At 69.7% G+C, this 23,666-nt stretch carries 22 protein-coding genes; 8 read left to right on the top strand and 14 right to left on the bottom strand.

Going from position 1 to position 23,666, the window contains the following annotated elements:
* Positions 1-24: 24 nt before the first annotated feature.
* Positions 25-2,112 carry an acetate--CoA ligase family protein gene (locus AC07OX_RS24670; RefSeq protein WP_495262266.1) on the bottom strand — a complete coding sequence of 696 codons (2,088 nt, stop codon included), beginning with the start codon at positions 2,110-2,112 and terminating at the stop codon, positions 25-27.
* A gap of 6 nt (positions 2,113-2,118) precedes the next feature.
* Positions 2,119-2,916, bottom strand: coding sequence for an enoyl-CoA hydratase (locus tag AC07OX_RS24665; protein ID WP_070059491.1), 798 nt, complete (start codon positions 2,914-2,916; stop codon positions 2,119-2,121).
* 90 nt (positions 2,917-3,006) lie between these two features.
* Here AC07OX_RS24665 and AC07OX_RS24660 point away from each other — a divergent pair, with 90 nt between their 5' ends.
* Positions 3,007-3,768: an IclR family transcriptional regulator gene (locus AC07OX_RS24660; protein WP_495262267.1), complete on the top strand. Its 762-nt coding sequence runs from the start codon at positions 3,007-3,009 to the stop codon at positions 3,766-3,768.
* 23 nt (positions 3,769-3,791) lie between these two features.
* Here the strand turns inward: AC07OX_RS24660 and AC07OX_RS24655 are convergent, their stop codons facing one another.
* Complete coding sequence (locus AC07OX_RS24655; protein WP_062480494.1) at positions 3,792-4,628, bottom strand: MurR/RpiR family transcriptional regulator; 837 nt, start codon at positions 4,626-4,628, stop codon at positions 3,792-3,794.
* Positions 4,629-4,789: 161 nt separating this feature from the next.
* Here AC07OX_RS24655 and AC07OX_RS24650 point away from each other — a divergent pair, with 161 nt between their 5' ends.
* The gene (locus AC07OX_RS24650) at positions 4,790-6,535 is read left to right on the top strand and encodes an ATP-binding response regulator (RefSeq protein ID WP_495262268.1); all 1,746 of its coding nucleotides are present in this window, start codon (positions 4,790-4,792) and stop codon (positions 6,533-6,535) included.
* On the opposite strand, the gene AC07OX_RS24645 is transcribed toward AC07OX_RS24650, so the two are convergent.
* The gene (locus tag AC07OX_RS24645; protein WP_495262269.1) at positions 6,532-7,599 is read right to left on the bottom strand and encodes an agmatine deiminase family protein; all 1,068 of its coding nucleotides are present in this window, start codon (positions 7,597-7,599) and stop codon (positions 6,532-6,534) included. The two genes, AC07OX_RS24650 and AC07OX_RS24645, sit on opposite strands and share 4 nt — an antisense overlap.
* A gap of 98 nt (positions 7,600-7,697) precedes the next feature.
* On the opposite strand from AC07OX_RS24645, the gene AC07OX_RS24640 reads away from it, so the two are divergent.
* Genes AC07OX_RS24640 through AC07OX_RS24630 form a run of 3 tightly spaced genes read left to right on the top strand, consistent with a single transcriptional unit; the run spans position 7,698 to position 10,967 of the window.
* Positions 7,698-8,609: a LysR family transcriptional regulator gene (locus tag AC07OX_RS24640; protein ID WP_495262270.1), complete on the top strand. Its 912-nt coding sequence runs from the start codon at positions 7,698-7,700 to the stop codon at positions 8,607-8,609.
* A 59-nt stretch (positions 8,610-8,668) separates the two neighbouring features.
* The gene (locus AC07OX_RS24635) at positions 8,669-9,832 is read left to right on the top strand and encodes an agmatine deiminase family protein (protein ID WP_495262271.1); all 1,164 of its coding nucleotides are present in this window, start codon (positions 8,669-8,671) and stop codon (positions 9,830-9,832) included.
* 34 nt (positions 9,833-9,866) lie between these two features.
* On the top strand, positions 9,867-10,967 hold the full coding sequence (locus AC07OX_RS24630; RefSeq protein WP_495262272.1) for an agmatine deiminase family protein: 1,101 nt from the start codon (positions 9,867-9,869) through the stop codon (positions 10,965-10,967).
* A 16-nt stretch (positions 10,968-10,983) separates the two neighbouring features.
* Here AC07OX_RS24630 and AC07OX_RS24625 read toward each other — a convergent pair whose 3' ends face one another.
* Positions 10,984-11,631 (bottom strand): response regulator, encoded by a 648-nt coding sequence (locus AC07OX_RS24625; RefSeq protein WP_495262273.1) that lies wholly within the window; start codon positions 11,629-11,631, stop codon positions 10,984-10,986.
* Positions 11,632-11,709: 78 nt separating this feature from the next.
* Positions 11,710-12,210: a hypothetical protein gene (locus AC07OX_RS24620; protein WP_495262274.1), complete on the bottom strand. Its 501-nt coding sequence runs from the start codon at positions 12,208-12,210 to the stop codon at positions 11,710-11,712.
* A gap of 229 nt (positions 12,211-12,439) precedes the next feature.
* Between AC07OX_RS24620 and AC07OX_RS24615 the strand changes: the two genes are divergently transcribed.
* A complete protein-coding gene (locus AC07OX_RS24615) occupies positions 12,440-14,101 on the top strand; it encodes a GMC family oxidoreductase (RefSeq protein WP_495262275.1) in 1,662 nt (553 codons plus the stop codon).
* On the opposite strand, the gene AC07OX_RS24610 is transcribed toward AC07OX_RS24615, so the two are convergent.
* The 8 genes from AC07OX_RS24610 to AC07OX_RS24575 are packed head-to-tail and all read right to left on the bottom strand — an operon-like array spanning position 14,067 to position 20,782.
* The gene (locus AC07OX_RS24610) at positions 14,067-15,095 is read right to left on the bottom strand and encodes a LacI family DNA-binding transcriptional regulator (RefSeq protein ID WP_062474737.1); all 1,029 of its coding nucleotides are present in this window, start codon (positions 15,093-15,095) and stop codon (positions 14,067-14,069) included. The genes AC07OX_RS24615 and AC07OX_RS24610 overlap by 35 nt on opposite strands.
* Before the next feature lies 1 nt (position 15,096).
* Positions 15,097-16,077, bottom strand: coding sequence for a 2-hydroxyacid dehydrogenase (locus tag AC07OX_RS24605; RefSeq protein WP_495262276.1), 981 nt, complete (start codon positions 16,075-16,077; stop codon positions 15,097-15,099).
* Positions 16,077-17,030 (bottom strand): sugar kinase, encoded by a 954-nt coding sequence (locus AC07OX_RS24600; RefSeq protein WP_095744765.1) that lies wholly within the window; start codon positions 17,028-17,030, stop codon positions 16,077-16,079. Before AC07OX_RS24600 ends, AC07OX_RS24605 begins: the two co-directional genes overlap by 1 nt.
* A 10-nt stretch (positions 17,031-17,040) precedes the next feature.
* Positions 17,041-17,784, bottom strand: a complete 744-nt coding sequence (locus AC07OX_RS24595; protein WP_495262277.1) for a sugar phosphate isomerase/epimerase family protein — start codon at positions 17,782-17,784, stop codon at positions 17,041-17,043.
* Positions 17,784-18,539 carry an amino acid ABC transporter ATP-binding protein gene (locus AC07OX_RS24590; RefSeq protein WP_056583293.1) on the bottom strand — a complete coding sequence of 252 codons (756 nt, stop codon included), beginning with the start codon at positions 18,537-18,539 and terminating at the stop codon, positions 17,784-17,786. The genes AC07OX_RS24595 and AC07OX_RS24590 overlap by 1 nt, the downstream gene beginning before the upstream one ends.
* A gap of 32 nt (positions 18,540-18,571) precedes the next feature.
* Complete coding sequence (locus AC07OX_RS24585; RefSeq protein WP_095744763.1) at positions 18,572-19,369, bottom strand: transporter substrate-binding domain-containing protein; 798 nt, start codon at positions 19,367-19,369, stop codon at positions 18,572-18,574.
* Between the two features lie 56 nt (positions 19,370-19,425).
* Entirely contained in the window at positions 19,426-20,079 is a 654-nt protein-coding gene (locus AC07OX_RS24580) for an amino acid ABC transporter permease (protein WP_062474720.1), read from the bottom strand.
* Between the two features lie 31 nt (positions 20,080-20,110).
* Positions 20,111-20,782 carry an amino acid ABC transporter permease gene (locus AC07OX_RS24575; RefSeq protein WP_062474717.1) on the bottom strand — a complete coding sequence of 224 codons (672 nt, stop codon included), beginning with the start codon at positions 20,780-20,782 and terminating at the stop codon, positions 20,111-20,113.
* Positions 20,783-20,917: 135 nt separating this feature from the next.
* Here AC07OX_RS24575 and AC07OX_RS24570 point away from each other — a divergent pair, with 135 nt between their 5' ends.
* Positions 20,918-22,612 (top strand): hypothetical protein, encoded by a 1,695-nt coding sequence (locus AC07OX_RS24570; RefSeq protein WP_495262278.1) that lies wholly within the window; start codon positions 20,918-20,920, stop codon positions 22,610-22,612.
* 297 nt (positions 22,613-22,909) lie between these two features.
* Positions 22,910-23,659 carry a metallophosphoesterase family protein gene (locus AC07OX_RS24565; protein WP_495262279.1) on the top strand — a complete coding sequence of 250 codons (750 nt, stop codon included), beginning with the start codon at positions 22,910-22,912 and terminating at the stop codon, positions 23,657-23,659.
* Positions 23,660-23,666 lie beyond the last annotated feature (7 nt).

The following is a 23,666-nucleotide window of genomic DNA, read 5'->3' as shown; positions in this document are numbered from 1 at the left end:
CTCTGTCGATGGTTGTGGTTGTGTCTACGAAGCCAGGACCAGCGCGTCGAGCGCGCGCACGCCCTGGCCCTGTTCCTTCACGAGCAGCGGGTTGACCTCGACCTCGTCTGCCTGTTCCTGCAGCGCCAGCACGGCGCGTGAAAATCCGGCGATGGCGCGGCACGCGGCCTCGACGTCGCCCAGCGGCCGGCCGCGGTAGCCCGTGAGCAGCGGAAAGGCCTTGAGCTCGCCCAGCATGTCGCGCGCCATGGCTTCGTCGACCGGCAGCACGCGGTGGCTCACGTCCTTGTACAGCTCGGTGAGCACGCCGCCCAGGCCCACGGTCAGCGTCATGCCGAACACCGGGTCGCGCGTGGCGCCGAGGATGAGCTCGGCCTGCCCTGCTTCCATCTTCTGCAGCAGCGCGCCGTCGATCTGCGCCGTGGGCGCGTAGGCGTGCGCCGAAGCCATCACTTCGTCGAAGGCCTTGCGCACCTCCTGCGCATTGCCCAGGCGCAGGCGCACGCCGCCGGCTTCGGTCTTGTGCGCGATGTCGGCGCTGAGCACCTTCAGCACGACTGGAAAGCCCAGCCGCGCGGCCACGGCCGCGGCTTCGTCGGCCGTGCGCGCCACGGCCTCGTCGACCGGTTGCACGCCGAACTCCGCGAGGTAGCGCTTGGTGGTGTGCTCGTCGGCCCGGCCTGCCAGCGCGGCGCGCGCGGGCGCGGGCTGGCTGCGCACCTGCAGCCAGGGGTTGTGCTTGCGCCGCTCCTGCCACAGCAGGAAGGGCGACAGCGCCGACACGGCCACGCCGATGTCCTCGAACACTGGCACGCCGCCCGCGCGCAATTGCTCGCGCGTCTTCGCGGCGCCGGTGTCGATCGCGACGATCAGGCGCGGGTGCTTCTCGGCCACGACGCACAGGTCGTCGGCCATGCGGTCGAGCATGTAGCCCGGCGCGTAGACCACGATGGCGTCGATGGCGTCGGACACGGCCAGCGCTTCCATCGCCGTGCGCACGAAGCCGGGGTCGTTCACCACGTTGCCTGTCACGTCGACCGGGTTGGAGACCATGCCGTAGTCGGGAATGCCGGCGCGCAGCTGGTCCTGCAGCGGCTGCGGCAGCGTGGGCACGTCGAGCCCCTGGCCGATGAACTTGTCGGCCAGGATCGCGCCCAGCGCGCCCGAGATGGTGATGATCGCCACGCGCTTGCCGGCGCTTCGGTGCCGGTAGCCTGCCAGGTGCGCGAGCTGCGCCATCTGCGCGAAGTCGTGGCTCTGGATGATGTTGAGCTGGCGAAACGCCGCCTGGTAGATCTGCTGGTCGCCGGCCAGCGCCGAGGTGTGCGAGCGCACGGCCTCGGAGCCCTTCTCGGTCTCGCCGGCCTTGTAGAGGATGAGCAGCTTGTCGCGCCGCACGAACTCGGCCGCGGCCTCCATGAAGCGCGGGCCGTCGCGCAGCTCCTCGATGTAGCCGATGCCCACTTCGGTCGCGTCGTCCTGCGCCAGGTACTCGAGGTACTGCGCGAAGTCCACGCAGGCTTCGTTGCCGGTGTTGATGAAGTGGCTGAAGTCCACGCCCAGACGGCGCGCAATGGCGTACACCGCGGCGCAGACGTTGCCGCTTTGCGTGAGCAGGCTCACGCGGCCGGGGCCCTGCTGCATCGGCGCGGTGTTGAACACCGAGGCGAAGTTGGTGTGGGCCTGCGTGTTGAGGTTGGCGAAGCCCATCGCGTTCGGGCCCGCGACCACCATGTCGGTGGTGGCCACGAAGGCCTCCAGCTCGGCCTGCAATACAGCGCCTGCCGCACCGGCTTCGGCAAAGCCCGCGGCATAGACGATGACGGCGCGCACGCCGCGCGCCTGGCAGCGCCTGAGCATCGGCGTGACCTCGGCCGCGGCCAGTGCCAGCACCACCAGGTCGGGCGCGGCAGGCAGCGCTTCGAGATCGGGCCAGCAGCGCAGGCCGAAGACTTCTTCGTACTTCGGGTTGATCGGGTAGATCGCGCCCCGGTAGCCGAATGTCGTGAGGTGCGCGAGCGGCATGCCGCCGATGCGCGCGGCATTGCCGCTGGCGCCGACCACGGCAATGGAGGCCGGGTTCAGCAGGGGTTCGAGACGGTGCAAAGTCATCTTCGTTCAGGCGGAGGCGGGGTTCTTCTGGATGGCCGAGGCCAGGCCGCGGTCGCGGGCCGTGAGAAAGCCCTCGCTCAGGTGCGAGAGCTGGTGCGTGTCGAAGTGCGCGGCCAGCGCGGTGCGCAGGCCCTGCGCGTCGAGCGTGCGGTTGATCGAGCGCTTGATCAGCCGCAGCCCGAACGGCGGCGCCTTGGCGATCTGCTGCGCCAGCGCCAGCGCGGCGTCGGCCAGTTCGGCATCGGGCACGACACGGTTCACCATGCCGATCGCATGCGCCTCCTGCGCCGACAGCTTGCCGCCGGTGTAGAGCATTTCCTTGGCCTTGCGCGCGCCCATCACCCACGGATGGATCAGCACCTCGGTGGCCGCCGCGCCCAGCGTGTGGCCCACGGGGTCGCTGAAGAAGGCCGACTCGCCCGCGACCACCAGGTCGCACATGTTGGCGATCATGAAGCCGCCCGCCACGCAGGCGCCCTGCACCTGCGCGATGGTGGGCTTGGGAAAGTCCCAGATGCGCATCGAGTAGTCGAAGTAGCGCAGCTCTTCGTAGGCCCAGCGCTCTTCCACGGTGAAGTTCGCGCGCTCGGCCTGCGCCTGCTTGAGGTCGTGGCCGGCCGAGAAGTGCGCGCCCTTGCCGCCGAGCACCACGGCGTTCACCGTGTCGTCGCGCGCGGCGTCGTCGAAGGCGGCCATGAGCTCGTCCAGCATCTGCTGGCTCTGGGCGTTGCGCTGGGCGTCGCGGGCCAGCAGGATGCGGCGCACGGCGCCGTGGTGTTCGATTTCGAGGGTGTCGTAAGCCATCGTGTGTCTCCGGGTCTGTGTCTGGGGCGGGGGCAGTTTAGACTTCGAAATTCCTGCATCCCAAACACTAATTCCAATTTTTCCCACTATATGGACGAACCCAGAGAGACCGCCGGTGCCCAGAGCCTGCGGCGCGCCCTGCAGTTGCTGCGCCTGCTGGCCGAGCACCACGAGGAAGGCATCAAGCTCACCGAAGTGATCGCCGCCTCGGGGCTGGAGCGCTCGACCGTGCACCGCCTGCTCTCATGCCTGGCCGAGGAACAGTTCGCCGAGCGCGACCCCGACGGCAAGGCATACCGCCTGGGCATCGACGCCATGCAGATGGGCTTTGCCTCGATGCGGCGCGTGCCGCTGGTGGACTCGTGCCGAGCCCTCATGCAAAAGCTCGCGCGCATGTCGGGCGACACCGTGTTCCTCGTGATCCGCCAGGGCGACTACTGCGTGTGCCTGCACCGCGAGGAAGGGCACTTTCCGGTGAAGGTGTTCACCACCGACGTCGGCGGTCGCCGCCTGCTCGGCCTGGGCGCGGGCGGGCTGGCGCTGATGGCCGCGCTGTCCGACGCCGAGATCGACCGCATCCTCGAGCGCCACACCGCCGAGTACGCGCAGGCCGGCTTCACCCGCGAGCGCATGAAGCAGGCCGTGAAGCGCACGCGCGCGGCGGGCCATGCGGACATCGTGGACACGCTCACTGAAGGGGTGTCGGGCGTGGGGCGCACCTTCGCGGCGTCGGCCACCACGTTGGCGGCGATCAGCTTCGGTGCGATCACGCCGCGGCTGCCGCCGGCGCGCAAGAAGGAGATGGCGCTGTTGTTGAAGGCGCAGTTGCCGCGCAGCGAAGCGGCGAAGTAACCGGCGCGGGGCCGAGCGCCCCCTCAGAGCTCGCCGTTTTCCTCGTGCCCCAGCTCGATCGCCGCCAGCCGCTTGCGCCCGGCCGAGCCCGCGGCCTCGATCACCATCGTGGCGATCAGGTCGCACACGCCCATCACGGCCGCGTGGTTGTCGAGCAGCCCCGGGCCGCGGCAGTCGCATTGCAGCGACCACGTGGCACCCGCGAAATCGGGCGAGGCGCGGTCGCTGATGTAGACGATCTTCGCGCCGACGCGCTGCGCGCCCGCGAGCAGGGTGTCGAGCTGGCGCGTCTGGCGGCGCGTGCCGAACACGATCACGCAGTCGCGCTCGCCCAGCCCCGCCAGGTGCTCGGCCAGCGTCTCGCCGGGGCCCGGAATGGCGGTGACGCGCGGCACCACCTGGATGATCTGCCAGCGCAGGTACAGCGCAAACGCGTGGCTGCTGCGCGTGCCGAAGATCAGCACCTGCCCTGCGCCGATGATCGCCTTCACGATCTCGGCCATCTGCTTGTCGCTCAGGCGCTCGAAGGTGCTCGCCAGGTTGGCCTGCGACTGCTGGAAGTGCGTGGCCACGAGGTGCCCGCGCTTGGAAGCTTCGGTGGCGTTCTGGAACAGCGGCGAGCCGGTCTGCTTTTCTTCGCGCACCTGGCGCCGCGCCTCTTCGTAGTTCTCGTAGCCGATGCGCCGGATGAAGCGGCTCACCGTGGAGGGCGACACGCCCGCCAGCTCCGCCAGTTCGTTGCCCGCATAGCTGGCCAGCTCGCCGGGAAACTCCAGGACGAAATCGGCAAGCTGGCGTTCGGTCGCGGACAACTGGTCGAGCTGGCTGCGAACGCGGCGGACGAAGGAATCGGCGGACATGGATGGGCGGTGGGAAGCGGCGCACGATGATGCCATGCCGCCTGCGCGGCCTCGGGCAAGGCGCAGGCATTGGACTAAAGTCCCATGACGCCCCCCACGCCACGCGTTACCTTGGGATCGCCACCTTCGGCGATCCCACCTCCCCCTCCGTCCACACACCGATGAGCGCCACCCCACCCACGACGCCCGCCGACCCCGTCTTTGCCGCGCGCATGGCCGCCTTGCGACGCAACTTTCCGTTCTCGCTGCTCGGCGTGATGCTCACGGCGGGGCTGGTGGTCGCGGCGCTGTGGGGCGCGGTGCCGCACGAGCAGTTGCTGGCCTGGGTAGCCGCCAACGCGGTGCTGACGGCGGCGCGCGCCTGGCAGGTGGCGCGCTACCAGCAGGCCGAGCACGACCCGGACGCGCTGCGGCGCTGGCGGCGCGGCGCGATGGTCGGCGCGGTGCTCGGCGGCTTGCTGTGGGGGCTGCCGCTGGCGGGGTGGATGCTGCAGGTGTCGCTGCCGCAGCAGATGTTCATCGTGGTGGCGATGCTCACCATGGGCACGGGCGCGATCTATGCCTACTGCATCGACCTGGGGCTGCTCTACGGCTTTCAGGTGACGTACTTCGCACCCGCGATCCTCGCGATGGGCACGCTCGACGACGTGCTGCTGCGCGTGATGTCGGCGGCCGGCGTGCTCTACCTGTTCGTCACGCTGGCCTTCGCGCAGCGCATGTACCGCACGCAGGTCGACTCGCTCGAGCTGCGTTTCGAAAACCTCTACCTGCTGCGGCAGCTGCGCCTGGAAAAAGACGCGGCCGAGCGCAGCGACCTCGCCAAGTCGCGCTTCCTTGCCGCCGCCAGCCACGACCTGCGCCAGCCGGTGCATGCGCTGAGCCTGTTCGTGGGCGTGCTGCGCGGGCAGGCGCTGCCGGCGGCGAGCCGGCACGTGGTCGACAGCATCGGCCGCGCCGCCGCGGCGATGGGGCTGCTGTTCGAAGGCCTGCTCAATGTCTCGCGGCTCGACGCGGGCGTGGTGCGCGTGAAGGCACGGCCGTTTGCGCTGGCGGGCCTGCTCGACCAGATCCAGCTGGAGTTCGCGCCGCAGGCGGCGGGCAAGGCGCTGTCGCTGCGCTTGCGCGCGGGCGATGCCGTGGTGCACTCCGACCCCGCGCTGCTCGACCGCGTGCTGCGCAACCTGGTGGAGAACGCGATCCGCTACACGGCGCGCGGCGGCGTGCTCATCGGCTGCCGCCGCGCGGGCGCCGACGCGCTGCGCATCGAGGTGTGGGACACCGGCCCCGGCATTCCGCCCACCGAGCAGGAGCAGGTGTTCTGGGAGTTCCACCAGCTCGGCAACCCCGAGCGCGACCGCACCAAGGGGCTGGGCCTGGGCCTGGCCATCGTGCGCCGCACGGCCGCGCTGCTGGGCCATCCGCTGGCGCTGCGCTCGCGCGTCGGCCGGGGCACGGTGTTCTCGGTGACGGTGCCGCTGGCGCGCCAGGCGCTGCCCGCGCCCGAGGCGCCGCCCGCGCCGCTGCCGGCCGACACCGGCCGCCTCGTGCTCGTGGCCGAGGACGACGGCGAAAGCCGCCTGGGCCTGCAGCTGCTGCTCGAAAGCTGGGGCCTGCGCGTGATCGCGGCCGAAGGCGGCGACGAGCTGCTGGCGCTCGCCGCGCGCCAGCCCGGCAAGCCGGCGCTCATCGTCAGCGACTACCGCCTGCGCGCGGGCGAGACCGGCATCGACGTGGTCGACCGCCTGCACGAGGAATACAACGACGACGCGATTCCCGCGCTGATCGTGAGCGGCGACACCGATCCGCGCCGCCTGAGCGACGTGGCGGCGCGCGGCTGGCAGATGCTGCACAAGCCCGTGGACCCGGCGCAGCTGCAGGCGACGGTGTCGCAGCTGATCGCGCCCTAGAAGCCGCGCACGGCCAGGCGATTCCCCTGCATCGGCTGCTGCTGCGTCGAGCAGTGCACGGCGCCGCCGCCCAGCGAGATCGCGTCAATGGGCAGCAGCTCGACGCGGCGGTCGGGGAACGCACGCGCGAACACCTCGCGCGCCTGCGCATCGCGCGGCACGCCGAAGGCGGTCGAGATCACCGCGCCGTTGACGAGGATGTAGTTCGAATAGAGGTCGCAGAAGCGCGCGCTGCCGTAGCTGTGCACGTCGCGCGGCACGGGCAGGTCCAGGATCTCGAAGCGACGGCCGCAGGCGTCCGTCGCCAGTTCGAGCGCGCGGCGGTTCTCCTGCATCGCGCGAAAGTAGTCGCCCTGGTCGGGGTCGGCCGCATTGAAAAGAATGCGGGCCGGCGCAATGAACGACGCGATGCCGTCGATGTGGCCGTCGGTCTCCACCTCGGCCGCATGGCCCGGCAGCCAGACGATCTTGTGCACGCCCAGCATGCGCCGCAGCTCGGCTTCGATCTCCGTCTTGCGCAGGCCCGGGTTGCGGTTCGGGTGCAGCAGGCAGCTCTCGGTGGTGAGCAGCGTGCCCTGCCCGTCCACGTAGAAGGCGCCGCCTTCGAGCACCATGTCCGAACGCACCAGCGGCACGCCGGCCAGCGCGGCGATGTCCGCGGCGGCGCGCTGGCAGCCGTCGTGCGGGTGGTACTTCTCGCCCCATGCGTTGAAGCGGAAGCCCACCGCGGTCTGGCTCACGTGGTGCTCGTCGACGAGGAAGATCGGACCGCAGTCGCGCAGCCAGTTGTCTTCGGCCGCGATGGGCACCACGCGCACCTGCGGGCCGCAGACCGTGCGGGCCGCGTCGGCCAGCGGTGCGTGCGCGGCCACGATGCAGCGCTGGTAGCGCGCGATGGTGCGCGCCAGCAGGCCGAACGCGCGGCAGACCGCGTCGTAGTGCGCGCCCCACAAGGTTTCGCGGTGGTCGAGCACCGGCCAGCCCAGCCAGGTGGCGGCCATCGGCTCCCATTCGGCGGGCATGCGCAGGCCGGCGCGGCGGGCGTCGAAATCGTTGGAAATCAAAGGGTCCTTCAGAAGAAATTGCAGGGACGCCCACTCTGACTTGAATTCCTTCGATGAAAAAGCGACATTTCTTGGCTAAATTCATCGACCCCATTCATATGTCCAACACCCGGCTGCCCTCTTTCAAGTTCCTCATCGGCTTCGAGGCGGCGGCCCGCCTGGGCAACTACTCGCGCGCGGCGGAAGAGCTGTTCGTCTCGCAGTCCGCCGTGAGCCACCAGATCTCGCAGCTGGAGCAGCAGGTCGGCCAGCCGCTGTTCCGGCGCAAGGGGCGCGGCGTGGAACTGACGGTGGCGGGCAGCCTGCTGCTGGACAGCGTGGGCAAGTCGCTCGAGCACATCCGCAATGGGCTGGCCCGCATAGAGACCTACATGGACGACCGCCTCGTCACGCTGGTGTGTCCCGCACCCGTGGCCAGCGGCTGGCTGCAGCCGCGTGTCGACCGGCTGCTGCAGGCGCACCCCGACCTGTGCCCGATCATCTCGGTCGACGAGAGCGCGCGCTTCATCGACGAGCTCGACGTGGACATTGCCATCACTCGCGCGCCGCTGCGGCAAGAGGGCGTGTTCGAGGTGCCGCTGCTCACCGACGAACTCGTGGCCGTCGGCCCGCCTGCACAGAACGAAGATGCCAATCTCGGCTTGCTGTGCCTCGAAGAAGACCTCACGAGCGACCGCATCGGCCCCTTCATCCGCGCGCATTTCGGCGGCCTGCGCAAGGCCGCGATCTACGACGACCCGCGCCTGGTGCTCGACGCGGCCTTGCGCGGCCGGGGCATCGCGCTGGTGTCGCGCCTGCTGGCCGACGACGCCCTGCGCACGGGGCAATTGCGGCGGCTGGCGGACAGCCCGAGCCTGCCGCTGGGCACTCTCTGGATCGCGTGCGCCGAGGGCCCCTCACGCCTGCCGCTGGTGCGGGAGGTGTTCGACAGCCTGCGGCTGTTTGCGCAGGAAGACGCTGGTGATATGAGCCAGATCGATCAATCCCTTCAAAAGACATCAATTGTGTAGATAGATAGGCGTCGACAGAATCCGGGGCTTCTTAGAACTTAGTAATAACCCTGATTCCAATGACAACGCGACGCACTCTCCTGGGCCTGGGCGGCCTGGGCCTTTTCGGTGGACTCGTGACCGCTTGCGGCGGTGGCGGCGGTAGTGGGGGCAGCGGCATGCTGCCGCCCTTCCCCGTGCCCATGCCGACCCCTTCGCCTGCACCGGTCCCGGCGCCCGCGTCCGGCTGGCGCATGCCCGACGAAGGCGACGCCCACCGCGCCGTGTGGATGGCCTTCGCGGCGCGCGAATCCATCTGGACGGCCGAGATGCGCCAGCCGGTGTTCCAGGCGCTGGCGCGCATCGCCAATGCCATCAGCGTCTACGAACCGGTCAAGATGCTGGTGAACCCCGCGGATGCTTCCACGGCCCGCCAACTGTGCGGCTCCAACGTGCACCTGATCGAACACGCCATCGACGACCTCTGGATGCGCGACACCGGCTGCGTCTTCGTGCGCAACGCCCGTGGCGAACGCGCCGCCGTGAACTTCAACTTCAACGGCTGGGGCAACCAGCAGGCCCATGCGCGCGACGCCACGGTGGCCGCGCGCATGGCCGACCTCACGGGCGTGCCGCTGCTGCGCAGCAGCCTCGTGATGGAAGGCGGCGGCATCGAGGTCGACGGCCAGGGCACGGCGATCATCACCGAGAGCTGCGTGCTCAACAACAACCGCAACCCGGGCGTCAGCAAGGCCGACGCGGAGGCCGAACTCAAGCGCCTGCTGGGGCTGGACAAGATCATCTGGCTGCCGGGCATCGCGGGCCGCGACATCACCGACGGCCACACCGACTTCTATGCGCGCTTTCTCAAGCCCGGCGTGGTCGTGGCGGCGCTGGACACCGACCCGAAATCGTACGACCACGCCGTGACACACCGCCACCTGGAACTGCTGACCGGCGCCACCGACGCGCGCGGGCGCCCGCTGCAGATCGTCACGCTGAAGACGCCCAGCCAGGTGCGCCCCACCTTTGCGCGCAAGGAGTTCGCGGCCGGCTACGTCAACTTCTTCCTCACCGACAAGGCGGTGTTCATGCCCGAGTTCGGCGACGCCGTGGCCGACAGCGCGGCCCGCGCGGCGCTGGCCGCGCACCTGCCCAGCCACCAGATCGTGCAGCTGGACATCGACGCCATCGCCGCGGGCGGCGGCGGCATCCACTGCACGACGCAACAGGAACCGGCGTGATGCCGCGCCCCCTCCCCTGACTCCGGAGACCGACATGCACCTTCCCCTGACCCGCCGCCGCCTGCTGCACGGCATGGGCCTGGCGCCCCTGGCCTCGTTGGGCCTGGTCGCCACGGCCACCGCCGCGGCGCCCGACACCTGGCACATGCCCGACGAGGGCGACGCGCACCGCGCCACCTGGATGTCCTTCGGCCCCAGCGAACGGGTCTGGGGGCGGCGCCTGCTGAAGCCGGCGCGCGAGCACCTGGCGCAGATCGCCCGCACCATCGCCGCCTTCGAGCCCGTGCACCTGCTGGTGCGCGAGCAGGAGCACGACCTGGCGGCGCGCCTGTGCGGCAACCGCGTGACGCTCGAGGTGCAGCCGGTGGACGACCTCTGGATGCGCGACACCGGCCCCGTGTTCGTGCGCAACGGCGCGGGCGAATGGGCCGGCATCGATTTCAACTTCAACGGCTGGGGCAACAAGCAATCGCATGCGCGCGACGCCGAAGTGGCCGAGTACGTGACCGACGCCGCCGAGGTGCAGCGCCTGCGCACGCGGCTCGTGCTCGAAGGCGGCGGCATCGAGGTCGACGGCGCGGGCACGGCCATCATCACCGAGAGCTGCGTGCTCAACCCCAACCGCAACCCCGGCCTGCGCAAGGAAGCCTGCGAGGCCGAGTTGAAGCGCCTGCTGGGCCTGCGCAAGATCATCTGGCTGCCCGGCATCGCGGGCCGCGACATCACCGACGGCCACACCGATTTCTATGCGCGCTTTGCCGCGCCGGGCGTGGTGGTCGCGGGCCTGGACGACGACCCCGATTCCTACGACCACGCCGTGACCCGGCGCCACCTGGAGATCCTGCGCCAGGCCACCGATGCACGCGGCCAGCGCCTGCGCGTGGAAGTGCTGCGCGGCCCGGAGACGGTGCGCAGCACCTACGAGTCGGACGAGTTCGCGGCGGGCTACATCAACTTCTACGTCTGCAACGGCGCCGTGATTGCGCCGCAATTCGGCGATGCGCGCGCCGACGGCAACGCCCGCGCGCTGCTGCGCGAGCTGTTCCCCAAGCGTGAGGTGGTGCAGCTCGACATCGACGCCATCGCCGCGGGTGGCGGCGGCATCCACTGCACGACGCAGCAGCAGCCGCGCTGACAGCGTTGCGGCGCTGCTAGCGCGGGCGCCCGAGCATCCCCGCGCGCCGCGCCGCAATCACGGCCTGCGTGCGGCTGGTCACGCCGAGAGCGCCGAAGATCGCCGAGATGTGCGCCTTGATCGTCTTCTCGCTGGTGGCCAGGCGCAGCGCGATCTCGGCGTTGCGCAGCCCCTCGCACAGCAGCTGCAGCACCTCGGCCTGCCGCGCCGTGAGCGTGCTCAGCACGTCGGTGGGCGTCGACAGCACGGGCAGCGACGCGCCGCCCGCCGGCGACGCCTGCACCACGTTCTGCTCGCCCGCCATGACGCGGCGCAGCGCGTCCATGAGCTGCTGGCTGTCGGCCGACTTGTGCACGAAGCCCTGCGCGCCGGCGTCGAGTGCGGTGTCGATGTCCTGCGGGTCTTCCGACGCCGACAGCACCAGGATGCGCAGGCCGCCGCGCCGCCGGTGCAGCTCGGCCAGCAGCGCCGCGCCGCCGAGGTCGGGCAGGTAGTAGTCAGTCATCACCGCGTCGAGCCGGGGCAAGGTGGCGAGCGCCTTGAGCGCTTCGGCGCCGTTGCGGGCCGTGGCGACGGTCATCGAAGGCTCGGCTTCGCGCAGCGCGAGGAACAGGCCTTCGCGAAACATCGCGTGGTCGTCGATCAACAGGATGGTGGCGGGCATCCTTCGATTCTGGCGGCAACCGGCGTCGAACCCCACGGTTCCCCGTGGGTGCCGGAGGAAACCCGCCGGGTATCGTCCTCAGCGGTCCGCGGGCGGACGGCGCGCCGCCGCCGTGCGCGAGCCCGGCCGGGGCGACATGCGCGATGCAGCACGACGGTGACGCAGCACGCGCGACCCTCGGCGCCCTTGCAGTGCCGACGGCAGTGCCTGCCGGTGGGCCTCGAAGCGCGCTTCCTTCTGCTTGAGGTAGTGCATGAGCACGTGCGAGACCATGTTCAGCCCGATGGTGCCGAACGCCGCCGGAAAGATGTACAGCGCGATCGACAGCTCCGATGAGAAGACCAGGTCGTCCGCCAGCGAGGGCGTGGCCTGTGCCAGCCGCGCCAGTGCGCGCAGCAGGAAGATGTCCGCGCCCGCGAGCGCGATCAGCAGCAGGCCGAAGGCCAGCACGGTGATCTTGGAGAACTCGCGCCGCACGAACAGCGTGACGAAGATCGCGGCGGGCAGCACCAGCGAGCACAGCACCAGCCCCCAGAAGCGGACCTCGGTGAATATCGTCGCGTCTGAAAGCAGGTGCATGGGCAGAGCGTGGAAGGGCGGGCGCGGGTCGGCCGCTCCGAAGGCGCATTGGGCCACGGGCCGCGCGTTGCAATTTGTCCGTCGGGTGAAGCGGCGGTAAAGCCCCCGGGGCGCGCCGACGGCAGGGGAAACCCGTGGGGCCCGACCCCGGGGACGCTGGCCACAATGCCGGTGCACGCATCGGCGCTTCGGCGCCCCCAACATCCAACGACAAGAAGGACCAGATGCCATGGCGGAATTCGACTACGTGATCGTGGGCGGCGGCTCGGGCGGCGCCACGCTGGCCTCGCGCCTGAGCGAGGACCCGTCGGTGACGGTCTGCCTCATCGAGGCCGGCGGCGACGGCCGCGGCATCCTCGTGCGGGCGCCGGCCGCCGTGGTGGCGATGCTGCCGGGCCGTCCGCGCATCAACAACTACGCCTACCAGACCGTGCCGCAGCCCGGCCTGAACGGGCGGCGCGGCTACCAGCCGCGCGGGCGCTGCCTGGGCGGCTCCAGCGCGATCAACGCCATGCTCTACGTGCGCGGCCACCGCGAGGACTACGACGACTGGGCACGTTCAGGTTGCGCCGGCTGGAGTTTCGACGAGGTGCTGCCGCACTTCCTGCGCGCCGAAGGCAACCAGCGCGGCGCCAGCGCGCTGCACGGCGCCGACGGACCGCTGCAGGTGTCGGAACAGCAAAGCCCGCGCGCCATCAGCGAGGCCTTCGTGCGCGCCGCCGCCGAGTGCGGCATTGCGCGCAACGACGACTTCAACGGCCCCGAGCAGGAAGGCGCGGGGCTCTACCAGGTGACGCAGTTCCACGGCGGCGCGAAGAACGGCGAGCGTTGCTCGGCCGCCGCGGCCTACCTGCACCCGGTGATGGACCAGCGCCCCAACCTCTCGGTGATGACCGGCACGCAGGCCCTGCGCGTGGTGCTCGAAGACCGGCGCGCGGTGGGCGTCGAGGTGCGGCGCGGCGGCAACGTCGAAACCATTCGCGCGCGCCGCGAGGTCGCGCTGTGCGGCGGCGCCTTCAACTCGCCGCAGCTGCTGATGCTCTCGGGCATCGGCGACCCCGACGAGCTCGCGCGCCACGGCATCGAAGTGCGGCACGCGCTGCGCGGCGTGGGGCAGAACCTGCAGGACCACTGCGACTTCATCGTCGCCTACAAGTCCAAGCAGACCGACATGTTCGGCATCGGCCCGGTCGGCGGGCTGCACCTGCTGAAGGCCATCAACCAGTGGCGCCGCGACGGCACGGGCCTGGTCGCCACGCCCTTTGCAGAAGGCGGCGCCTTCATCAAGTCGTCGCCCGAGCTGCGCCGGCCCGACCTGCAACTGCACTTCGTGATCGCGATCACCGACGACCATGCGCGCAAGCTGCACGCGGGCTTCGGCTTCTCGTGCCATGTGTGCGTGCTGCGCCCCAAGGGCCGGGGCGACGTGCGGCTGAACGACGCCAGCCCCGACTCCGCGCCGCGCATCGACCCGCGCTTCCTGGCCGACCCGGAGGACATGGCGCTGCTGCTGCAGGGCGTGAAGAAGACGCGCGAGATCATGCGCGCGCCCGCGCTCGAAAAATACCGCCACCGCGAGGTCTACACCGCCGACGCCCACACCGACGCGCAGCTCGAAGAGCACATCCGCGCGCGCGCCGACACCATCTACCACCCGGTCGGCACCTGCAAGATGGGCGTGGACTCGATGGCGGTGGTCGACCCGCAGCTGCGCGTGCACGGCATCGCGGGCCTGCGCGTGGTCGATGCCTCGGTGATGCCGACGCTGATCGGCGGCAACACCAACGCGCCGACGATCATGATCGCGGAGCGCGCGGCCGGCTGGATGCGCGGGCCCGCCTCCTTTGCGGCATCCGCTACGGCAGTGCCGTCGATGAGCCTCGCACCATGAGTTCGCCCGGCAGCAGCAGCTGACGCGGCGCCGCGTCGAGCCCGCGCAGGCGCTCGATGAGGCAGGTGGCCGCCGCGCGGCCGATCTCGTCGGTCGGCTGCGCCACGGTGCTCAGGCCCGGCCCGATGAGCGAGGCCCATTCGGGATCGTCGAAGCCCACGAAGCCCAGGTCGGCGCCGAAGCGCCAGTCGAGCCGCGCCATGGCCTGCGCCACGCGCAGCGTGACCACGGCATTGCCCGCGACCACCGCGGCGCGGCGGCCCCGTTTGGCGCGCTGGCGCAGCGCGCGCAAGGCCTCGTCGAGCGCGTCGTTCTCGCCCTCGACCGATTCGAAGACCTCGCCCGCCACGCGGGGCTCGTGCGCGGCCACGCAGGCGCCGAAGGCGGCCGTGCGCTCGCGCCGCGAGCTCACGCCCTTCTGCGGCTCGGTGACGTACAGCAGCTCGCGATAACCGCCCTCGACCAGGTGGCCGCAGGTGTCGCGCATGGCGGCGTGGTTGTCGAGCGAGACGAAGTCGGTGTGCATGCCCGTGTGCCGGCGGTCGACCAGCACGGCGGGCTTGCCGTGCAGCGTGACCGCATCGACCACGTTGCTGCCGCGCCCCAGCGTGTTGAGGATGAAGCCGTCGACCTGGTAGCCCGCGAGCGCATTGATGGCCTCGCGCTCGCGTTCGCTCTCGTTGCCCAGGTTGAACAGCATCACGAGGTAGCCGGCGTCCTGGCAGGCCTTCTCGGCGCCGCGCAGCACGGCCACCGAGTACGGGTTGGTGATGTCGGCCACGATCAGGCCGATGAGCCGCGAGCGGCCGTGGCTCAGCGCCTGCGCCATCGGGCTGGGCGAGTACGCCAGCTTGGCGATGGCGGCCTCGACGCGCGCGGCGATGTCGGGACTCAGCAGGCGCTCGCGGTGGTTCAAAAAGCGCGAGACGGTGGCCTTCGAGACGCCCGCGGCTTCGGCGACGTCGGCGATGGTGGCGCGGCCTGTGGGCTTCATGTCAGGCGGCGGCCGTGTCGTAGGGTGCCGTGGGCTTCTGGCCGGCCAGCACCTGCAGCAGGTTGGTCGTGGCCAGCGCGGCCATCGCGTGGCGCGTCTCGTGCGTGGCCGAGCCGATGTGCGGCAGCGGCGTCACGCGCGGGTGCGTGCGCAGCGGCGAGTCGGCCGGCAGTGGCTCCTTCGCGAACACGTCGAGGCCGGCGGCGCGCAAGGTGCCGTGGTCGAGCGCGTCGAGCAGCGCGGCTTCGTTCACGGTGGCACCACGGCCGCCGTTGATGAACGACGCGCCCGGCTTCATGCGCGCGAAGAAGGCGGCGTCGATCATGCCGCGCGTGGCGTCGGTCAGCGGCAGCATCGCCAGCACGATGTCGGCGCGCGCGAGCAGCTCGTCCAGCGGCGTGTGCGTGGCGCGGCCCTGCAGCTCGGGCGCCTGCGCGGCCAGGTCGACCGGGCGACGCGCGTGATAGAGCACCGGCATGCCGAAGCCCAGTGCGGCGCGGCGCGCCACGGCCTGGCCGATGCGGCCAAAGCCAAGGATGCCCAGCGTCTTGCCGTGCACGTCGGTGCCGAAGAATTCCTCGCCGATGTTCTTGGTCCAGCGGCCTTCGCGCACCATCGTCGACAGCTCGACCACGCGGCGCTGCGTGGCCATGAGGATCGCGAACACCGTGTCGGCCACCGTCTCGGTGAGCACATCGGGCGTGTGGCACAGCACGATGCCGCGGCGGTGCAGCTCGGCCAGCGGGTAGTTGTCGACGCCGACCGACACGCTCGAAATCACTTCGAGCTGCGGCGCCGCATCCAGCAGCGCAGCGTCGACGTTGTAGCTCGAACCGATCAGCCCGTTCGCAGTGGCAAGCGCAGCGGCAAAGGCCTCGGGCGCCTTGCGCGGATCGGCCACGGTGACGTGGTGCACCGCCTGCAGCCGCGCCAGCTGGTCTTCGGGCAGGGCCCGGAACACCAGCACATTCTTCTTGGTCATCAGAGTCCCGCTTCTTCGAGTTGCGCCCGCGTCGGCAGGCCTTCGGTGTCGCCGAGCACCTGCACGGCGCGTGCGCCGATCCAGGCGCCGCGGCGCACCGCGTCGGGCACGCTGCGGCCTTCGAGCAGCGCGCTCACCACGCCGGCCGCAAAGCCGTCGCCCGCGCCCACGGTGTCGATCACTTCCTTCACCGGGAAGCCGTCGACATGGCCGGTGCCGGCCACGTCGCTGTCGTAGTAGGCGCCGGCCGCGCCGAGCTTGACGACGACCAGCTTCGCGCCGCGTTCGCGGTAGAACTTCGCCACGTCTTCGGGCTTGTCGTGGCCGGTGAGCAGCAGGCCCTCTTCGATGCCAGGCAGCACCCAGTCGGCACGCGAAGCGAGTTCGTTCACCCAGTGGCGCATGGTCTCGGTGGACGACCACAGCGTGGGCCGCAGGTTGGTGTCGAACGAGATGGTGCGGCCAGCCGCACGCATCACGTCCATCGACTTGAGCGCGGCCTGCAGGCTGGTCTCGGAGATGGCGGCGAACACGCCGGTGGCATGCAGGTGGCGCGCCGAGCGCAGCCAGGCTTCGTCGACGTCGGCCGGGCCCATGTGGCTGGCGGCCGAGCCCTTGCGGTGGTATTCGATCGGCGGGTCGCTGCCGTCGGTGACGCGGCCCTTGAACTGGAAGCCGGTGCGCTGCGTCGCGTCGGTGATCACGTGCGAGCAGTCGATGCCCTCGGCGCGCATCGCGGCCAGCAGCGCGCGGCCCATGGAGTCGGTGCCCAGGCGGCTGGCCCAGCCGACCTTCAGGCCCAGGCGCGACAGGCCGATGGCCACGTTGGTCTCGGCACCGGCGGTGCGCTTGTGGAACGACTGGGCGTCTTCCAGCGGGCCGGGCCGGTCGGCCACAAGCAGCAGCATGGCTTCGCCGAACAGCGCGACGTCGAAGGCGGTGGGTTCCGTCATGTGTGTATCCCTACGCCCGTGCGGCGCGGATGAAGTCGATCTGCGAGCGGGTGACGGCCAGCAGGTCGTCGCCCACCAGAGGGTATTCGATGGCGTGCGGCACGTCGGCCGGCAGTGCGCGCAGCACCGCGCGCCACGGCGCGACCGAGTCGCCCATCGGCACCGCCACCCACTTGTGCGGCAGGCGCTGCGCGCCCTTGCAATGCACGTAGCGCACGCGGTGGCCGAGCGCCTGCGCGGCCTGCAGCGGGCACTCGCCGAGCCAGTGCCAGTTGCCCATGTCGAAGGTCATTCCGAGCGGCACGCCGGCGCGGTCGGCCACGTCGAAGAAGGCCTGCAGCGCAGCCAGCGTGCCGGCGCGCACGGTCTGGTCGTTTTCGATGAGCAGCTCGACGCGGGTTTCGGCCAGCGCCACCTTCAGGCCCCAGAGCGAGCCGTGCGACGAGGCCTGGAAGTCGCCGATGGCCATCTTGAGCCGCTTCGCGCCCACGCGCGTGGCGGCGGCGATGCCGCGTTGCAGCGCGGCGCTGTCGAGCCAGCCGCCTTCGGCCCACAGGCCCTCGGGGCTGGAGTAGACCAATGCGAGGCCATGCAACGCAGGCAGTTCGGCCTCGGCGTCGCGCAGCATCTCGCCGCGCACTTCCACCGAGTCGGCACCGGCCGCGCGCGAGAGTTGCGAGCACCAGAGCTGGCCGTGCCGCCCCACCTCGGCCGCACCGAAGGACGACAGAGAAATCAGGACTTCGAAGGCCATCAGTGGGCTTGGTGCGAGCTGAGGATTTGCCCCAGGAACTGGCGCGTGCGCTCGTCCTTGGGGTTGCCGAAGAACTCCTGCGGCGGTGCCTGCTCGACGATCTTGCCGTCGGCCATGAAGATCACGCGGTCGGCCACGCTGCGGGCAAAGCCCATCTCGTGCGTCACGCACAGCATGGTCATGCCGTCTTCGGCCAGGCCGATCATGGTGTCGAGCACTTCCTTGACCATCTCGGGGTCGAGCGCCGAGGTGGGCTCGTCGAACAGCATGATCTTGGGCGACATGCACAGCGCGCGCGCAATCGCCACGCGCTGCTGCTGGCCGCCCGAGAGCTGGCTCGGGTACTTCTTGGCCTGCTCGGGAATGCGCACGCGCGTGAGGTACTTCATGGCCACCTCTTCCGCCTGCGCCTTGGTCATGCCGCGCGAGCGCATCGGCGCCAGCGTGCAGTTCTCCAGGATGGTGAGGTGCGGGAACAGGTTGAACTGCTGGAACACCATGCCGACCTCGGCCCGCACCGCATCCACGTTCTTGCCGCCAGCCGTGAGGTCGATGCCGTCGACCACGATGCGGCCCTTTTGCACCGTCTCCAGCCGGTTGATGCAGCGGATGAGCGTCGACTTGCCCGAGCCCGAGGGCCCGCAGATCACGATGCGCTCGCCCTGGCGCACCGACAGGTCGATGCCGGTCAACACCTGGAATTCACCGTACCACTTGTTGACCGCTTCCATGCGGATGATCGATTCCGTCGTCATGCCAGGATTCCTTCTTCTTCAGCCGCGGGGGCTCACTGCATCTTGGGCAGGTCGGCCTGCAGCCACTTTTGATAGAGCTTGTTCAGCTCGCCGTTGGCGGTGTTCTTCTGCACGAATTCGTTCACGGCCTTGGTCAGCTCTTCCTGGCCCGGACGCATCGCGATGCCCATCGACTGCTGCACCAGCGTGAACTTGTTTTCGAAGGTGTTGGCCGGCACGCGCTTGGCGATCTGCGCCGCCACCGTGACCGAGCAGCCGATCGCATCGACCTGGCCCGAGATGAGGGCCTGCATGGCCGAGGCGTCGTCGTCGAAGCGGCGGATCTCGGTGCCTTCGGGCGCGGCCTTGGTCACGGCCACGTCTTGCGTCGAGGCGCGGGCCACGCCCACGCGCAGGCCCTTCAGGTCGCCTGCAGCCTTGATGGAGGTCTTGGTCGCGCCGTACAGCACGATGGTCGCGGCCGCGTAGGGCTGCGAGAACTGCACCTGCTTGGCACGCTCGGGCGTCACGGCCAGCGAAGCCACCAGCAGGTCGACCTTGTTGGTCAGCAGGAACGGAATGCGGTTCGGGCCGGTGACCGGCACGATGTTGGCCTTGACGCCCCAGTCTTTCGCCAGCAGCTTGGCCACGTCGGCGTCGTAGCCGTCGGGCTGGTTCTTGGCGTCGGTGGTGCCGTAGGGCGGAAAGTCGACCAGCATGCCGATGGTGATCTCGCCCTTCTTCTTGATGTCGGCCATGCTTTGCGCCGAAGCGAAGGGAGCGAACACGGTCAGCGCGGCGCCGAGGCCCAGGGCTGCGATGGCAGCGCGGCGGGTGGTGGTAACGGTCATTGGATGTGTCTCCTGAATAAAGAAAGGAAGCGACGAGAAAGGAAAAGCGAAAAGGGTCAACGTGCGAGCGCCTGGGCGCGCTTGCGCTCCATGCGCGCCGCCAGCAGCGACAGCGGCCAGCAGATCACGAAGTAGATGGCGGCCACCACCGAGAACACGATGAGCGGCTGGAAGGTGGCGTTGTTGACGATCTGTCCGGCGCGCGTGACCTCGACGAAGCCGATGATGGCCGCGAGCGACGTGCCCTTGATGATCTGCACCAGGTAGCCCACCGTGGGCGCCAGCGCGATCTTGAAGGCCTGCGGCAGCACCACGTCGCGCATGCGCGCCACGTAGTGCAGGTTCAGCGCCTGCGCCGCCTCCCACTGGCCGCGCGGAATGGCCTGGATGCAGCCGCGCCAGATTTCGCCCAGGAAGGCCGCGCTGTTCAGCACCAGCGCCACGCCCGCGGCGACCCACGGGTTGATGTCCAGCCCCAGCACCGGCGCGCCGAAGAACACCAGGAACAGCTGCAGCAGCAGCGGCGTGCCCTGGAAGATCTGGATGAAGGTGGTCGACACGGCGCGCGCCCACGTCGATTCCGACGTGCGCATGAGCGCGATGAGCAGCCCCAGGATGGCGCCGCCCACGAAGGCGATGGCCGACAGCGCCAGCGTCCACTGGGCGGCTTCGAGGATGAAAAGGAATTCGGGAAAACCGAAGGTGCGCATGGTGTGTGCTCCGTCCGTCGTGGTCAGTCAGTTACCGGCGGTCCGGGTAGTTGAGCGTGCGCTTGTAGATCAGCTTGAACATGGCCGAGAAAGCCAGTGCCAGCGCGAGGTAGATGGCCGCGACCACGATGTAGATCTCGAAGCTGCGGAAGGTCTGCGACTGCAGGTTGGCGGCCACCGAGGTCAGGTCGTCGGCCGAGATGACCGAGACCACGGCCGAGCTCAGCATCAGCAAAATGAACTGGCTCGTGAGCGCGGGGTAGATCGCCTTCAGCGCGGGCTTGATGATCACGAAGCGAAAGATCTCCCAGGGCTTGAGGTTGAGCGCGCGGCCCGCCTCGATCTGGCCCTTGGGAATCGACTCGATGCCCGCGCGGATGATCTCCGTGGCGTAGGCGCCCAGGTTCACCACCATCGCCACCAGCGCGGCCGTCTGCGGCGACCAGCGCAGGCCGATGGCCGGCAGTGCGAAGAAGAAGAAAAACAGCTGCACGAGGAACGGCGTGTTGCGGATCACCTCGATGTAGGCATTGACGATGAAGCGCAGCCAGCCCGGCCCCGAGGTCTTGCCCCAGGCACAGAAGATGGCCACCACCAGCCCCAGCAAGGTGGCGGTGAGCGAGAGCTGCACCGTGATCCACGTGCCCTTGAGCAACAGCGGCCAGGCGGCAAAGACGGCGTCGAATTGGAACTGGTAGTTCATGGCGGAGCGTGCACGGCCAGGCCGTGCACAGACCCTGAAAGGAATGCTTGCAGCTTAAATGAAACCGGTTTCAGGCCTAGCTAGGGATTCCCCTAGGTGGGCGTTTTGCCCTACCCGCCTGCCTACACTGGCGCGATGCCGAACCCCCACGCGGACCCCACTTCTTCCCCGGCAGGCACCCCGGCCACCGGCCCCGTCGTGCAGCATTTCCGGCAGGCGCTGCTCTGGCCCTTGCGCCTCGTACCGGCGCCCGGCGCGGCGCCCACGCACCACGGCCCCTGGCACGTGCTGCGCGATCTGGGCGAGGCCTCGCCCTGGCGCGAGGAGGTCGACGAATACACCGGCGACAGCGGCCGCTTCCACGAGCGCCACTACAACGAGTTCGTGAGCTTCCTGCCCTACGTGCAGCGCTTCCTGTACGGCGAAGGCCGATCGCGCGGCAGCACCGACGCCGCGGGCAGCGACGGCGACTCGCCGATGCGCGTGTTCCGCCGCCGCGACATCGCGGCCGTGCGGCTGGTGGCCCACCCCGGCGAGGCGCCCGTCACGCTCGACGTGATTCACTGCGACCTGTACTTCTTCTTCGACATCGACGTGGTGCTGCTCAACCTCGAGGTCGGCACCGACCACCTGAGCCTGGCGCAGGCGCAGGACATCCTCTACCGCTTCGGCCGCGCCTACCCTTCGGGCTGGGAGCCCGACGGCGCGGCCCTGCACTGCATGGCCAGCGTCGAGTGGCTGGACGCCGACGGCCGCGTGCTCGCCGCCTCCGACGCGCAGCAGCGCGACGCCTTCCTGTCGCACGTGGCCCAGCACCGCGCACCGCGCATCGCCGCGCACTGGGCCTACCTGATGCAGCCGCTGGTGAGCGACCATTCGGACGACCCCGGTGTGCTGCGTTACCGCCAGATCGAGTACTACCGCATGCCGGTGATGGCCTATCTGTCGCTGGACGATCCGCGCCGCCTCACGCGCGACGACTTCGTGCGGCTCGCGCTGGTCACCGGCGCGGGCGGCGCCGATGCCCACCTGCCCTATGCCGAGCACCACCTGGCCGACTTCGAGCACAAGTACTGCTATGACCGCTTCTGGGTGAACACGGGCGCGGCGCCCAACACGCGCTACCTGTGCAACGGCCACGCCCTCGTCGTGGTGGGCGACGCGCGCTCCGAGTTCTTCTGCTGCCGCGACCGCGGCGTGCTCGCGCAGTTCAGGCACCAGCACTTCCTGCTGTTCCTCATCGCGCATTTCCAGAAGGCCTCGCTGCTGATGTTCTCGGACCAGCTGGTCGAGGCGCTGAAGAAGCTCGACATCCGCAGCACGCCGAGCGTGAAGCAGTTCAAGCGCGCCATCCGCGCGAGCTTCGAGCGCTTTCTTCGCTTCACGCACCGCTATTGGTTCCACGAGATTTCGGAGCAGGCGCAGGTGCGCGCGCTCTCGCACATGTGCGCCGCGCACCTCGGGCTCGACCCGCTGTACGACGAGGTCAAGGCGCGCATCGCCGACATGAACACCTACCTCGATGCCGACAGCCTGCGCCGGCAGGCCAGCACCGTGGTGCGGCTCACGGTGGTCACGCTGTTCGGCCTCATCGGCACCGTCACCACCGGCTTCCTCGGGATGAACCTGCTGGCCGAAGCCGATGCGCCACTGTGGCGCAAGGCGATCTGGTTCGGCGTGGTGTTCGTGTTCACCACCTGGCTCACGATCTACACGATGGTGAAGTCGCAGCGGCTGTCGGACTTCATCGATGCGCTGTCGAACGACCGGCTGAGTCTTCGGGGCAAGCTGGCGGCGCTGGCGCGGGTGTGGCGGGCTGGGGCGGACTGAAGGTTTGGTTCAGGGCGACGCTCCCGCCGACGCGGTACCTTGCTCCGCGAATGTCCCCCGCCCTTCGGGCTCCTCCTTGATTTCGCTGCGCAAGGCACCGCATCGACGTGAGCGTTGGGCAGTGCAGTCGTTGATCGGCGAGCACCAGCAGCGTGTCCCGTGCGCAGGACACTGGGTGCTTCCCGCAGCGAAATCAAGGAGGAGGCCGCAGGCCGGGGGACATTCGCGGAGGGAAGTACCCGGTGGCCTGTGCACGCACCCCGAACTAAGATCACCGCCCTCACAAAGAAGCCACGCATGCGCATCGCCCTCGTCTCCGACATCCACGGAAACCTCCCCGCACTGAAAGCCGTCGTCGAAGACATCGAGCGCAGCCAGGTGGATGCCACCGTCAACCTCGGCGACAGCCTCTCAGGCCCGCTGATGCCGCTGGAGACTGCGCAGTTCCTGATGGCGCAGGACTGGGTCCAACTCGCCGGCAACCACGAACGGCAACTGCTCACGTTGCCGACCTCCGGCCAGCGCGGCGAGTCCGACGCCTTCGCACACGCTCGACTGGGCGAAGCGGAATTCGCATGGATCGCCTCGCTCACGCCGCGCCTGCGTTTCAGCGCCGAGGTGCTGCTGTGCCACGGCACGCCGGAGAGCGACCTCACCTACTTCCTAGAAACGGTCGAGCCCACGCAAATGCGCATGGCCACCTCGGCGGAGGTCGATGCGCGTCTCGGCCCAGTGGACGCCGGCACGGAACTGGTCGCCTGCGGCCACACGCACCTGCCGCGCGTGATGCACGCATCCAACGGCACCTTGATCGTCAACCCGGGCAGCGTCGGCCTGCAGGCCTATGGCGACGAGCATCCGTACCCGCACCACGTGGAGACCGGCTCACCCGATGCGCGCTACGCGCTGGTCGAACGGCACGACCACGGGCAGTGGACCTGCACGCTGGTCACCGTGCCCTACGACCACTCGGCCATGGCGGCACTGGCTGCTGCCAATGGGCGTGCGGACTGGGCCCACGCACTGGCCACCGGGCGCATGCCCTAGCGCCAGA

This window comes from Variovorax sp. GW821-FHT09D07, assembly GCF_059416345.1.
Note: the sequence above shows the minus strand (reverse complement) of the source record. Positions and strands in the feature narration are given on the sequence as shown.